The sequence below is a fragment of the Chitinophaga sp. H8 genome, from assembly GCF_040567655.1.
In the GTDB taxonomy this organism is placed as follows: Bacteria; Bacteroidota; Bacteroidia; order Chitinophagales; family Chitinophagaceae; genus Chitinophaga; species Chitinophaga defluvii.
In genome coordinates this window covers 1,464,381-1,479,344 of sequence record NZ_JBEXAC010000001.1, presented here as the reverse complement: position 1 = coordinate 1,479,344, position 14,964 = coordinate 1,464,381, and the positions used below count along the sequence as shown (strand labels likewise).

Genomic DNA, 14,964 nt, shown 5'->3' with positions numbered 1-14,964 from the left:
TTATTATCGTCCATGAAAAACATCTGTCTTCATTTCCAGGTACATCAGCCTTTCCGGTTAAACACGTTTTCCTTCATGGATATAGGAAACGGCATGCCCTATTATAATGAAAACCTGAACAATGAAATACTCAGGCGGGTATCCCTCCAATCCTATTTACCAGCCAACAGGGTACTGCTGAAACTGATAAAGGCCAGTAACCGTCAGCTTCGCGTGAATTTTTCCATTTCAGGTACCGCATTGGATCAATTTGAAATCTATATGCCGGAACTGATTGAAAGCTTTCGTGCGCTCACTGATACGGGTTGTGTTGAATTTATGGCCGACACTTACAGTCATTCACTTGCTGCATTGAAAAGCAAAGAGGAATTTAATCTCCAGGTAAAAAAACACGCTGCCAGAATAACTGGTTTATTTGGGTCTTCTCCAAAGGTATTCTGTAATACCACGCAGCTCTATAATAAGACAATTGCTGATATGGGCGCCGCTATGGGTTTCAATGCCACGCTCACGAATAGTGCTTTTCCAAAAGAAAAAATCATCAACTTATTCATAGATTATCAGACATTCGGCAAATTTCATGAACATGCAGATATGATCACCGGTTTTGCCAAATATCTACCCGATGAGATATTACAACAAAACAATTACCTGCTGCAGCCATCAGAAGTAACAAAACTATTACCCACAGTAGCAGCTATTATGAGGCCACAAACAGCAACTGTGCCGGAAGAAACTTATGACTTACAGCCTTGGCTGAATAATGATATGCAACAGGATGCTTTCGATACTTTGTATACACTCGGAAATAAAGTACGTGCCACTGATGATGCACAGCTGAAGCAGGATTGGCTGTACCTGCAAAGTGCGGATCATTTTTATTATATGGGCATTCATCAGGAGGCCGTAAATTCCCTTAGCCCATATGATAATCCTTTTGATGCCTTCATTAATTATATGAATGTGCTGACAGATTTCTCCCTCCGTACAGACCATTCCCTGGAAAAGAAAAAAATTATTAGCAATGGCCGATATACGCTTGAAGCCGGATTACATCTTTGAGGTAAGCTGGGAAGTATGCAATAAAGTGGGTGGTATACATACCGTATTAACAACCAAGGCGCGCTTATTACAAGAGCAATTCGGCAACCGGTTGATCATGATCGGGCCTGAATTGCCCGCCGGTGTTACCGGCAACCCCGAATTTACAGAAGATAAAAACCTGTTCCCCACCTGGAAAAAACATATGCAGAAAATCGGGATGAGGGTGCGAACAGGTAGGTGGAACATTCCAGGGAATCCATTGGTGATCCTTGTAGATTTTACCCCTTTCTTTCAGCAAAAAAATGAAATCTTTACGCACTTCTGGACAAAATTCCGTTTAGATTCCCTGTCTGGTCAATGGGATTATATTGAACCCGCCATGTTTGGATATGCAGCAGGAAAAGTAATTGAGGGTTTTTACCATTGCCACCTCAATGCCACCGATCATATCATAGCCCAGTTTCACGAGTGGATGACAGGTACAGGCGTTTTATACCTGGAAGAAAACATTCCCCAGATAGCCACTGTATTTACTACACATGCCACCGTATGTGGCCGGGCAATATCCGGTAGTGGTTTACCTTTCTATAGCAGCTTTGAAAAATTTCATGCAGAACAGGTTGCCAGGGATTTCAATATCATATCCAAATATTCCCTGGAAAAAACCACCGCTTATACCGCTGATTGCTTTACATGTGTAAGCAGCTTCACTGCAAAAGAATGTGAAAAATTTCTTGGTAAATACCCTGATTTTATTACTCCCAACGGATTTGATGCGGATATTATACCCAGTTCTCCGTTGTATGATATCAAACGAACCAAAGCAAGAAGTGTATTATTAAATGTTGCCACTGCTCTTTTCGGCCAGCAGCAACCGGAAGATAGCCTGCTCGTCATCCAAAGCGGCAGATATGAATACAGGAATAAAGGTACAGGTACCTTTATTGATGCTATTTCATTATTGAATAAGTCAAAAGAAATAAAGCGAAACATCCTGGCATTTATTTTTGTCCCTGCTAATCATACTGGCCCGCGTAAAATATTGCAGGATAACTTACTATCACAAACGCCACTTACATGCCGGACCGGGGAAGTACTAACCCATAATTTACAAGGGGCAGATGCAGATTCTATATTGAATCATATCCGGCAGCAACAACTGGATAATTCTCCTGCTAATCATGTAAAGATCATTTATGCCCCTGTATACCTTAACGGAGCAGATGGCATATTTAACCTCAATTACTACGATACCCTCATAGGGTTTGACCTCGCGATATTCCCCTCTTATTATGAACCCTGGGGTTATACTCCGCTGGAAAGCGTAGCATTTCACATCCCTGCTGTTTCTACAAACGTTTCAGGCTTCAGCAGTGCAGTGAACAGGATTTCCGGGTCTAATGATAAAGGAATGTTTATAGTGGAGAGAAATGATAACAATGAACGCGCAGCAGCCTCCCGCATCGCTGAAATTATCAGTACCTATGCCGGACAAACAGTAGCGGATACCGAAGCTGCCCGGAAAAGCGCTGCCCATTTAGCGGAACAATTCCTATGGGACCATCTCCTTATTTATTATTACCAGGCTTATGATCTGGCGCTGCAGAAAAGTGTCCAACGGGAACAACTCTTCTACAATAAACCACAGGTATCTCCAGCCGAAGCAAGTATTGAGGATACATCAGCTTCCAAACCTGTTTGGAGAGAAATAACCCTGCAACCTGTTTTCCCTGCTCCCCTTCAGCCACTGCAAAATATCAGCCATAACCTCTGGTGGTCGTGGCATCCGGAAGCCTGCGCACTATACGACTATGCAGATAATAACGGCTGGAAACACAGTAAACAAAATCCGTGTCTATTACTTAAGACGATCCGGCCAGACAACCTTGTCAGGCTTGAAAAGGACGCCACCTTCCTGCAAATGCAGCAAAAAGTATCAGCTGCCTATCAACAATATATGCAACCTGCTGATAAGAAGGCGCCTTTAGTAGCTTATTGCTGTATGGAATATGGTTTGCAGAAAGACCTGAAGCTTTACGCAGGGGGGCTTGGGATACTTGCAGGCGATTATATCAAGGCTGCAAGTGATCAGCAGCTAAACCTGGTAGCAACCGGTCTTTTATATAAGCACGGATATTTTAAACAAAAAATATCTCCTACCGGCGAACAACTCGTTATACCGGAAGTAATCACACTGGAAAATCTTCCGGTTTACCCAGTGAAAAATGGCCACGGTGAACCCCTAAGTATTGAGCTGTCCTTTCCTGGCCGTATTGTGCATGCTGCAGTATGGAAGTTAGCTGTTGGACGTATTAACCTGTATCTGCTGGATACAGATGTAACAGCGAACAATGAAGAAGACCGGCAAATATCAGGGCAGCTATATAACAGTGATCCTGAAATGAGACTAAAACAGGAGATCCTGCTGGGTATAGGTGGTGTAAAAATGCTGGAAGCATTAGGCATACAACCGAACCTGTATCACATCAATGAAGGCCATGCTGCATTTACTATCCTGGAACGAATACGTAATATCATGCAACAATCGCATCTGAGCTTTGATGAAGCAATGGAAATTGTTAAATGTACCACCCAGTTTACTACACATACTGCTGTGACTGCAGCAAAAGATGTTTTCGACGAAGTACTACTCAGAACCTACCTGTCTTACCTGGCAAAAGATTTTAATATCAGCTGGGATACCTTAATGAAACTGGGCGCTACAGGAGAAGAGCATAGCCAGGGAGGGTTCTCCATGATGCATTTTGCTGCCACGCTTTCACAGGGGATAAATGCGGTAAGTAAACAACACCGGGGGATCTCCTGTAACTTACTAAATCCTTTGTGGAAAAATTCCAAACCCGATGAGCTTCATATTACCAATATCACCAATGGCATTCATCTACCAACCTGGATGGCTCCTGCATGGCACCCATACATCAGCGATATCAGGTCAGGAAAAGCGTCTCTCATCCCGCATAACATAATATGGGACATACGAAAAAAACTGAAAAGGGATATGTGGCAGGGTATTATCAACAGGCAACAAACCAATACTCCGGTACTTGATGAAATAATTAAAAAAAACAATTTCATCCGGGAGGATATGGCACAGGATACATTAGTGATCGGTTTTGCAAGACGGTTTGCTTCCTACAAAAGAGCCGGGCTGTTGTTTAATGATATAAAACGGCTGGCCACTATTATCAATGATACCAGATATCCGGTGCTCATTATCCTAGCCGGCAAATCTCACCCTAATGACACAGAGGGCATCGCATTGTTAAAAAAAGTGATAACCGAAATTGCGATGCCGGTATTGAATGGGCGCATTTTATTCCTGGAAGATTATGACATGGAATTAGCTGCATTGCTGACACAAGGAGTGGATGTATGGCTAAATACGCCGGAACATACCATGGAAGCTTCCGGCACCAGCGGCATGAAAGCTGTTTGCAACGGTGTTCTCCATTGCAGCACAAAGGAAGGCTGGTGGGCGGAGGCAAACTATGAACATGCAGGATGGGCTTTGGATATCAGCAGTTCACCGGAACAGGATGGCTACCATGATCAATGTGATGCAGCTGTAATGTATGATCTGCTGGAGAAAGAAATAGTACCGCTTTTCTTTGAACGTAATGACAAGGGATTGCCTGAAAAATGGATCAATATGATTAAAACGGGCTTATCCAATATAACGCCTCAATTTGATATGAATCGTGCCATCACTGAATATAGCCATTGCTATGAGCAACTATACAACAGGAGTGAACTCTTACTGGCTGCAGGATATAAAAACACCAGGGATTTAGTAGCCTGGAAAAAGAGGATACGCAACACCTGGCAGGAAATACATGTAATGACGATCGAAACGCCGCAGGGGGGAAATTTCATCCAATCCTCCGGAGCACCCTTTAAGGCAAGAATAAGCCTCTCTATCGGAACTTTACGTGCAGATGAAGTTGGTTTGGAAGTAGTTTTCTATAATAAAGAGCAACCATACAATTATATAGCTGTCCAGGAGTTAACAATTGAAGGAGTAAATAATAACAGGATCACTTACTCATGTCAGGTACTGTTGCCCTTTTCCGGTACGCTTTTTTACGGCTTCAGGGTTTTCCCAAAACATCCCATGCTACCTAATCGTCAGGACTTTCCATTGATGACCTGGATATAATCATCCGGCCCATTGGTGATCTCACGTTTCCCCTGGCTGATGAAGATCAATACAAGGGTTGCCGCAAATCATTTTTCCTGAAAGCACAAAAGGGTACTTTTATTTCAAAACTGATGTATGAAAAAGATACTACTGGCTTTTGACGGCTCACATTTCCCGAAAAGCGCTTTTGAATTCGCATGCCAGCTCAACGAAATACAACCCATTTTTCTGACCGGTGCGTTTTTGCCCCGGGTAGATATCTCTGCTTCCTGGAGTTATGCCCCTGGCGGAGGCTCCTCCTTTATACCCACCTTAGAAACGCATACTGCCGAGCAAATAGAGCGGAATGTGAAAACATTTGAGCTGGAATGTATCCGGCGAAATATTGAATACCGGGTACATAGACATCCTTATGAAGCTACAATGCCAGAATTGAAAAAAGAAACCCGCTTCGCAGATCTGCTGATATTAGACAGCGAGAAATTTTATGAAGATATTAGCCTGGAATCTCCTAATGAGTATCTCAGAATGATTATACATGATGCAGAATGCCCTGTGTTGCTGGTGCCTGAATTATCCACCTTCCCTGAAAGCATTATCCTTGCCTACGATGGTAGTGAAAATGCGGCTTTCGCCATTAAGAATTTCTATTACCTGTTCCCGGAACTCTCCCATAAAAAGACCATCCTCGTACATGCAACAACCAGAAAAAAAACGGCTATCCCAGCCCTTCCAGACATAGCAGAACTGGTAACAAAACATTTCTCCGATCTCACAATACATACACCGGAAGCAATACCGGAAAAGCACTTTGAGACCTGGCTTGCAGCTATTAAATCGCCCTTATTGGTTTGTGGATCATTTGCTCGGTCTGAGCTATCCCAGCTGTTTAAAAAGAGTTTTGTAACCGAAATTCTGAATGAACATAAGGTGCCGGTTTTCATTGCACACCGGTAATTCTGCCTTATTGCTAACAGTTGCTGTTTCATTAGTTTTTCAAGTAAATATTATAAAATGAAAAACAGTTTAAAATTATTTACTGTCAAACATACCAACATTTACCTGCACTGGTCTTTTGTACTGCTTATAGTATTAATGTTATTTATACAAAGTGCCACAGGAACAGCTATAAGCGAGGTATTATGGTCTGTAATAGCGGTTGCTTCTTTATTTTCATGCGTAATATTTCATGAACTGGGTCATTCGCTGGCAGCGACCAAATATGGTATCCACACCAAGAGTATTACGTTGCTCCCAATAGGAGGTATTGCAGCTATGGAAAAAATGCCGGAAAAACCGGTACCCGAAATTATTGTCAGTGCAGCAGGCCCGGTAGTGAACCTACTGATTGCAGCGATATTGCATCCTTTCATCTCCGGATACCCACCATTCTGGAAGGCGACAGCGGTTATTGGATTAGTGAACATGAACAATTTTCTATATTACCTGTATGTGATTAATATAATACTGGCGTTGTTTAACCTGATCCCTGCCTTTCCTATGGACGGTGGAAGGATACTCAGAGGCATATTGGGGCTACGTATGGATGCAGTTCGTTCAACCGCTATTGCTGCTTTTATTGGCAGGATCATTGCCGGTATCTTTATTATAGGCGGATTAATCATCTTTGATATTATACTGATATTTATCGGTTTCTTTATAATAGTCAGCGGTGCAGGAGAGGAAAAACTGGTGTACCTGAAAGCAGCAGCGAAAGGGTTGTATTTAAAGGATCTAGCCGTAAATACTTACCACTCATTCTCCGCAAGTATGACGATTAGCAAAGCCGCTGAAAAAATGCTGCTGCACCAGGATAAATACTTCCTTGTGATGGAAAACGCAGTTATTACCGGTTTAATTGAACGGAGCACCATTCTCCGTTCGATATCAGATGGGAATCATGAAAAAACTGTCCAACAATTAATGACAACAAATGCTCCTGAGCTTGATGAGGGAAGCGCTATAGCAGAAGTGATTGATAAAATTTCGGATAATAAAGCAGCCGCTTTTCCGGTAGTTTCAGAAGGCCGGATAACGGGTATTGTGAATATGCAAAACATAATAGAATACCTGATCGTACATGATGCAAATCTGAGGAAACATAATCACAAAGGTGCTATGTATAAATTTCTATGGGCGGGTTAAAACCAACTATGCTGATGGCATTATCAGTACAGCCGCTCCCTTTATTTTTCCGGCCCGGAGTTTATCCAGCGCTTCATTTGCCTGGTGCAGCGGGAAATATTGCACGGATGTACTAACAGGAACCAGTGGAGCGATACTAAAAAAAAGTGTTGCGTCATCCCGCGTCAGATTGGCTACAGATTTAATAGCCCTTTCGTTCCACAGCATATTGTAGTGAAAACCTGGAATATCGCTCATATGGATCCCACCACAGACTACGATCCCTCCCTTATCCAGGTAAGATAGCGCAATAGGTACCAGGTTGCCATCAGGCGCAAAAATAATGGCAGCATCCAACTTTACGGGTGGCGCCTCCAGGGAACTACCTGCCCATGTTGCCCCCATTTCCAGGGCAAACTGCTGGCCAACACTATCACCCGGTTTTGTGAAAGCATATACCGATTTATGCTGAAACCTGGCAATCTGCGTAAGTATGTGAGCAGCAGCGCCAAAGCCATAAATACCAATGTGCTGTGCATGTTCATGGACCATTCGCCAGGAACGGAATCCAATTAATCCGGCACATAACATAGGTGCACTGGCTGCATTGCCATAACCAACAGGCATTTTAACGCAGTATGCCTCCCAGGCTACCGTATATTCCGCATAGCCACCATTCATAGTATAACCCGTAAAAAGCGCATTTTCGCAAAGATTCTCCTGTCCTTGCATGCAATATTTACAGTGATTACACGTATATCCCAACCACGGTACTCCCACATTATCTCCCTGCTTCAGCAGCGTAACACCTTCTCCCAGTGCTACCACCTCTCCTACTATTTCATGACCGGGAATGATGGGCAGCAATACCAAAGGGAGTTCTCCGTCAAGTATATGCAAATCTGTTCTGCATACTCCGCAGGCGGTTACTTTTATCAGTACCTGTCCGGCAGCCGGAATAGGTACAGGAAGTGTTTTGAGCTGTAGTGGCATGCCGGGTTTTTCCAGCACCATTGCCTGCATATTGCCAGATATACTTTTAACACTCATTGTAACAATTTTTAGTAATCACCAAGCCGGGATCATCATCAGTTCAAAGATATCTGCTACCTGCTGTGATGACAATGACAGCGAATAACTATAAAACTGATCTTCATCATGAATACAGCGAATTGTCCTGTCATCTTTTGCATGACAGCTATCACCAGATCCTCTGACCGGTATCATTGTTGTATAGCTACCTTTTAGGAACATTTGCGGTAAGTAAATCAGACATTTATCTATGTGCAACTTTGCAAAACTGTGACCCTTATCCTATGCATTATTGCTTCGGAAAAGGTGCCCAGGCAACAGTGAAATATTATCATAAATGACAAACAAAAAGATGTTGCTGTCCCGCAAGAAAAAAGTTGACAAATACTGGGCTTTATCTGGTGAAACTATCATAAATCTCTATTCAACAGATGCTACCAAAGGGTTAACAAAGGAAGAAGCTGCAACAAGACTGATGCAATATGGCAGCAATAGCATAGCAACAGTTAAAAGCGGGCAGCCTTTACTCATATTACTCCGGCAGTTTACCAATCCTTTTATATTACTGTTGGCGATTGCTACCATTTTTTCTTTCTTTTTTAAAGAATGGCTGGATGCTTTTGCTATCCTGATCGTGATGATCCTGAATATCATGATTGGCTTCTGGATGGAATATCAGGCACATCGTTCCATGGAAGCACTGAAAAAAATGAGCGTTGTTTCGGTGAGAGTTATCCGGGATGGAAAAATGATGGAGATAAAATCTGAATTATTGGTACCCGGAGATCTCCTTTTTGCAGAAAGCGGTGACATGGTGACTGCCGATGCGAGGATTATCAACTTTAACCAACTTCAGGTGGATGAATCCACCCTCTCCGGCGAATCCTTCCCGGTAGATAAACACCAGCACGAGCTACCGGAAAACACGCCATTAGCTGAAAGAAACAATATGTTGTATAAAGGCACTTTTGTTACAAAAGGCAATTGTTTAACTGTAGTTGTAAATACCGGCATGGAAACAGAACTTGGCAAACTTGCCGGTATTGTTCAGCAGGCAGAGCAAGTGGCTACACCGTTGGAAAAAAAAGTCCGCTACTTAAGTAAAAAACTGATTGGGATAACCCTGGGATTGATTGTCATTATATTTACAGGAAGCATCTTTTATGGCACTCCCATCACAACTGTATTAAAAACAGCAATCGCCTTGTTCGTTGCGGCCATCCCAGAAGGGCTACCCGTTGTCACTACACTTGTTTTGTCTTTTGGTATGCTGAGGATGGTCAAACATAATGTCATCGTAAAAAAATTGTCTGCCGTAGAAACACTTGGAGAAACGGAAGTTATTTGCACCGATAAAACAGGTACACTTACACAAAATAAGATTGAAGTATCTCTTATTCAAGTAGAAAACCTTTCAGCTCATGTTATGGTCAATGCCGCTGGAACCTCCATGCATTGGACGGAAAACAACAGCATCTCAGGTACAACAGCTTACGCTCATTTGTGCCGTATATCAGCATTATGCAATACGGCCAGTTATCAACCAGACGGCAATAAGACACATGCTTCCGGAGATCCGCTGGAAATAGCTTTGCTTAAAATGATATATGCGTCGGGAATAAAACCGGAGGATTATCAGCAGCAATTTATCAAAACTGATGAAATACCTTTCTCATCCGAAACAAGGATTATGGCTACCTGTCACAAAAGCCAAGACGGGGATGAGTTTTATTATGTAGCGGCAAAAGGAGCAGTGGAAGATATACTGAAACATTGCACTTCTGTGCTGGATGAAAGCGGGGAAAGGCACATGGATGATGAAGAAAGAGAAGCATGGAAGGGTATTGCCACCCAACATGCGCAATCAGGGTTCCGTATGCTGGCCTTTGCCTACCGGGAAACATCAAAGCAGGAAGGGTCATTCCTGTATAACTTAACCCTTGCCGGTATCATCGGCTTCACTGATCCACCAAGAGCCGGCGTGATGGAAGCGATTAAAGCATGTAAGAAAGCGGGTATAAGAGTAATCATGATTACAGGGGATCATCCGGAAACCGCAAAGCATATCGCAGTGCAATTAGGGATAGCCACTCCGGGGGAAGATGTAATAATTGGCAGTGACATGAAACCTAGTGATCAGTTAACAGTGCTGGACAGGAAACAATGGTTAAAGGCCAGCGTATTTGCCAGGGTAAGCCCTGAGCAAAAACAGCACCTGGTCACTGTTTTGCAGGATGCAAAAAAGATAGTAGCCATGACCGGGGATGGTGTAAATGATGCCCCGGCATTGAAAAAAGCGGATATTGGTATCGCCATGGGCCTAAGAGGAACACAGGTGGCACGCGAAGCGGCTGACATGATCCTGAAAGATGATGCTTTTACTGCCATTGTATCTGCTATCAGGCAAGGAAGGATCATTTTCGAAAATATACGGAAATTCGTCATCTTCCTGTTATCCGGTAATTTAAGCGAACTATTGGTAATTGCCATATGTGCACTATTCAATCTGCCATTCCAGCTTTTCCCGCTACAAATCCTGTTCATCAACTTCATGACAGACACAATGCCGGCACTTGCACTGGGAGTCAGCAATAGTGGTGATCAGATTATGCAACGAAAACCTTATTCTCCCAACACCCCGATTATTGATAAAAAAAGATGGGCGGCTATTTTTATCTATTCTTTTGTAATTACAGCCACTACTCTTGGAGCAGTGGTCACCAGCCATCTGATGCTTCATCGCAATGATGAATGGAATAACCTGGTATACAATAATATTCTCTTTTACACATTGATCTTTTCCCAGTTATGCCAGGTACTTAATATGACATTTAAGAGAGAAATAGCCTTTCATAAAACAGATGTATTTCGAAACAAGGTGGTATGGTATTCCATTACCTGCTGCATTATAATTTCACTGGTCGCTTACTGGGTTTCACCAGTAAAAAGTGCTTTAGGAATTACAGTGATCAGTTGGGCCGAGTGGGGTATTATATCATTATATTCTATATTAACTGCCGTTATTGTAAGGGTCCTTAAAAAAATGAGATTAACTATATAAACATCCCTGCACTTATATCAGGATCCAAATAATTTCCGTTGTAAATGCAAAATGATGTTTTGCCATGGCAGCAACCTGGGTCATGGGTGCGGGCTGGCATCCACATTTTTAGCTGCCCATCTTTTCAAATGCGGCAAACGGTTGACCGCCGCTTCCAATATATCTTGCGGTAATTTTTCATTCTCCATCATACTGACCATGCGTTGCTTCATCTCCTCCAGAGACAAACCGGGATGGGTAAATTCACCCTGCTGATAGCAATATTTGCAGTACTCCTGGCTTGGGGAACCATCTTTTTCTGTTCCCAAAAGTGCTGCCTGGTCCAGTGGCATACTACAACTCTGGCAAATCTTATTATTTTCCATGATTTTCATTTTGTTTAAATAAAATGCCTTCCTCTAAATATTGCGGCATTATTTTGCTTAAAAGTACTGCCAAAAGGTAAAAGAGCATATGACCGAAGTTACCCCTTGGCCTGATTTTCGTCATCATTGGAGTCATGATTCCCCTCACCCCTTCCTCAATCCCTCAATATACGCCACCACGTCCGCCAGCTTCTCCGTCCCCATCCCTTCGCCCAGGCCATCAGGCATCAGCGATCCTGTAAGTGGTTTCTTCTCCACGATCTCCGCTTTCTTGTGCTTTTCGGAAATCCCTCCTATTACTTTGATGGTGATGTCATCTTCCGTTTGGCTGGCGATGTAGCCGGATAGTGTAGTACCGTTGGCCAGCTTGAAGTTATATCCTTCAAAGCCAAAGCTGATGCCCGCAGATGGAGAGAGAATAGCTTTATACATTGCTTCTGCGGATAGTTTGGAACCTATTTCCGACAGGTTGGGACCAAAGTCGGTGCCTTTGTTATTTACCACATGGCAGGTGCTGCAATACATTTCAAACACCGCTGCACCACTGGTAGCATTGCCTTTCATTTTTAGCAAGTCTGCTACCGGGGGCAGTTTGCTGGAAGCTACCACCAGGCCATCCAGGTATTTGCTTGCTGCCTCACGCACTTCCGGCCTATCCGTTTTTTTGAATATTGTTACGGCTACGCTCTTTACATCATCCGGGAGCTGGTGTTTCTTCAGGAGTTGTAATAAGCGTTCTTCCCCGCTTCGGCCTTTCCCTAAAGCGGTAGTAGCTGCTGTCCTGTCTTTGAGCGAATACTGTTTATTGAGTACTACCTGCTGAAGCAGGTCTTTGCTGGGCTTATCTCCTACGGCACCCAGTGCAGCGATCAACCTATCCGGAGATTTACGCAACGCCTGCTGCACAGTCGCACTTCCATTGAGTTGTAACAATAACCGCATGGCAGCAGCCTGTATTTTAGTGTCATCAGTTTGCCGGATGATAGCCAGCAGTTCCGGGGCTTTGTCTTTAAGCTCGTAGTATCCTACCAGGTCCAGGTATTCCTGGGGATTGGCTACTCCTGCTAAAGCTATTTTTAGGGCTTGTTGTACCACAGGGTTATTACGCATATGCGCAGGATCCAGCAGGCCTAATACTTTTACGTTGATACGGGCCTGTTGGGGATGTCCGGCCTGCAATAAAGACAGGAGGATACCCAACTTGCCTGCTTCGGGATGAAAGTCGAACGCACGGAAGTATTTAACGGATTTATCAGGATCATTAGCCGGATCGGTAATAATCTTAGCCAGCAGTGGCAGTGCGGAGGTAGCCCTTGACCGCCATACAATATCTCTTCCGGTGGCAGTGTTCCAGTTACTATCTACGGTTTTCATCCAGGTGTTAAAAAACGGTTCCCATTGTTTATCAGCACCTATGCCCAGCGCTTCCAGGTACCACCGGTCTTTACCATCATACTGGCGTGCCAGCTGTGCCCATAGCTCCGGTGCAGCCGGTGAACTGTTATGCCGCAGGGCAATTACAGCTTCCCGCCGTACAGCGGGCTCCCCATCATTTACCAGCTGCTTTACCAGCGCAATAGTATCGCCCTTTAACTGCAAGCCTGCACGTAAGGCGGTGATACGGATATTGGCATCCTTGTCTTTTAATGCCTCCTGGATATAAGTATTTCCCGCAGGCAGCTTGCTTAACAACCACAGCGCACGGGCACGGTAACGACTATTGTCTGAACGATACTCCTTTTTAAGCGCAGGAATGGCGTTATCTCCTAAGGACATCAATTGCATCCACCCCAGGTAACGCGTGGCCAGATTAGGGCTTTCCAGCGCTTTTACAGCTCCTTCGGGAGTATCGAGGTTAACAGCGGGTACCTTATAAGCAGCATCGCCGGAGGGGGTTACCCGGAAAATACGTCCACGTGCCAGATCCCCTACCTGGTGCCCACCTACACCTGGATCATACCAGTCGGCAATGAACACAGAGCCATCCGGTGCCACACACACATCCGATGGACGAAACCAGTTATCTCCCGTGCCTTCTACTATATTGTTGATCGTGGCCTTGTATCCTGCACCGTCCTCCGTTAACGCATAGGAACGCACTACATTAGGCCCCGCATCTGCATGGATCAGCTGATTACGGAAACGCTCCGGGAGCAACTTGCCCTCATATACCAATATACCGGTGGGAGAACCTGCGCCTGTTTGCAATAAATTCGGCACCACACCCGGATCATTCAGATGCCAATGCCGGAAAGGAATAGAATCTTCCCGGTTTAAACGCGGATCACTCCAGCTGGCGCCGGTCATCTCATCCGTATAACCATAATTGCCATACGGCATCACATAATTGATCCGCACGCCTTTATTGCCGTCATCATCATTATCCGATTGCCATAAGGTGCCATAAGCATCTACTGCTACTTCATAATTATTGCGGAAGTTGTGGCCCAATACCTCCACCTCACTACCATCTGTATTACAACGAAACACCATGCCCTGACGATAAGGATGCCCGTCATTCTTCACTATATTACCTGTTACATCTTTCACAGGATTACCGTACTTATCCCTCAGCTCATGCCCTTCATTGCCAAAGTTGAAATATAACTTCCCATCCGGCCCAAAAGAAAAAGCATGTATGGCATGATCATGATGCTCACCACCTAAATGAGTAAATAACGTATCTTTTTTATCGGCCACGCCATCCCCGTTTTCATCTGTAAACAACAATACATTAGGACTGCGGGATACAATCACCTTATTACCTAACACGGCTATCCCTAAAGCACTGTTTACATCCGGTCCCTGGTAAAACACCGTTTGCTTATCGGCCTTGCCATCATGATCGGTATCTTCCAGGATCATGATCCGGTCACCTTTAGGATGATAAGGATTGGAGGGATTGAGCGGATTGCGGTAATTAAATCCTTCGCATACCCATACCCGGCCTTTGGCATCTATATCTATATTGGTGGGATTGACGAGCATTGGCTCATGTGCAAAAAGGCCTACCTGTAAGTTTGCTGCTGCCTGGAGGCCATAGAGGGCATTTTCCGGCAAATGCTTTTCTTCTTCCGTCAATACTACCGCTGCCTGGGAAGCACGGTTGGACTGACACGACAAGAGTACACCTGCTGCCAATACAGGCAGGGCATAGTGGAATACGTTCATAGGTAACT

At 44.1% G+C, this 14,964-nt stretch carries 8 protein-coding genes; 5 read left to right on the top strand and 3 right to left on the bottom strand.

Features of this window, described 5'->3' with window-relative positions:
• Positions 1-12: 12 nt before the first annotated feature.
• From ABR189_RS05690 to ABR189_RS05675, 4 genes are all read left to right on the top strand, one after another.
• Positions 13-1,062 (top strand): hypothetical protein, encoded by a 1,050-nt coding sequence (locus ABR189_RS05690; protein ID WP_354659488.1) that lies wholly within the window; start codon positions 13-15, stop codon positions 1,060-1,062.
• Positions 1,025-5,221, top strand: coding sequence for an alpha-glucan family phosphorylase (glgP, locus tag ABR189_RS05685; RefSeq protein ID WP_354659487.1), 4,197 nt, complete (start codon positions 1,025-1,027; stop codon positions 5,219-5,221). The genes ABR189_RS05690 and glgP overlap by 38 nt, the downstream gene beginning before the upstream one ends.
• Positions 5,222-5,338: 117 nt before the next feature.
• Positions 5,339-6,160: an adenine nucleotide alpha hydrolase family protein gene (locus ABR189_RS05680; RefSeq protein ID WP_354659486.1), complete on the top strand. Its 822-nt coding sequence runs from the start codon at positions 5,339-5,341 to the stop codon at positions 6,158-6,160.
• Between the two features lie 57 nt (positions 6,161-6,217).
• A complete protein-coding gene (locus ABR189_RS05675; RefSeq protein ID WP_354659485.1) occupies positions 6,218-7,348 on the top strand; it encodes a site-2 protease family protein in 1,131 nt (376 codons plus the stop codon).
• 6 nt (positions 7,349-7,354) lie between these two features.
• Here the strand turns inward: ABR189_RS05675 and ABR189_RS05670 are convergent, their stop codons facing one another.
• A complete protein-coding gene (locus ABR189_RS05670) occupies positions 7,355-8,377 on the bottom strand; it encodes a zinc-dependent alcohol dehydrogenase family protein (protein ID WP_354659484.1) in 1,023 nt (340 codons plus the stop codon).
• A 319-nt stretch (positions 8,378-8,696) separates the two neighbouring features.
• Here ABR189_RS05670 and ABR189_RS05665 point away from each other — a divergent pair, with 319 nt between their 5' ends.
• The gene (locus ABR189_RS05665) at positions 8,697-11,420 is read left to right on the top strand and encodes a cation-translocating P-type ATPase (RefSeq protein WP_354659483.1); all 2,724 of its coding nucleotides are present in this window, start codon (positions 8,697-8,699) and stop codon (positions 11,418-11,420) included.
• A gap of 80 nt (positions 11,421-11,500) precedes the next feature.
• Here the strand turns inward: ABR189_RS05665 and ABR189_RS05660 are convergent, their stop codons facing one another.
• Both ABR189_RS05660 and ABR189_RS05655 read right to left on the bottom strand, forming a co-directional pair.
• Complete coding sequence (locus tag ABR189_RS05660; RefSeq protein WP_354659482.1) at positions 11,501-11,785, bottom strand: zinc ribbon domain-containing protein; 285 nt, start codon at positions 11,783-11,785, stop codon at positions 11,501-11,503.
• A 144-nt stretch (positions 11,786-11,929) separates the two neighbouring features.
• Positions 11,930-14,956, bottom strand: a complete 3,027-nt coding sequence (locus ABR189_RS05655) for a PVC-type heme-binding CxxCH protein (RefSeq protein WP_354659481.1) — start codon at positions 14,954-14,956, stop codon at positions 11,930-11,932.
• Positions 14,957-14,964: the final 8 nt, after the last annotated feature.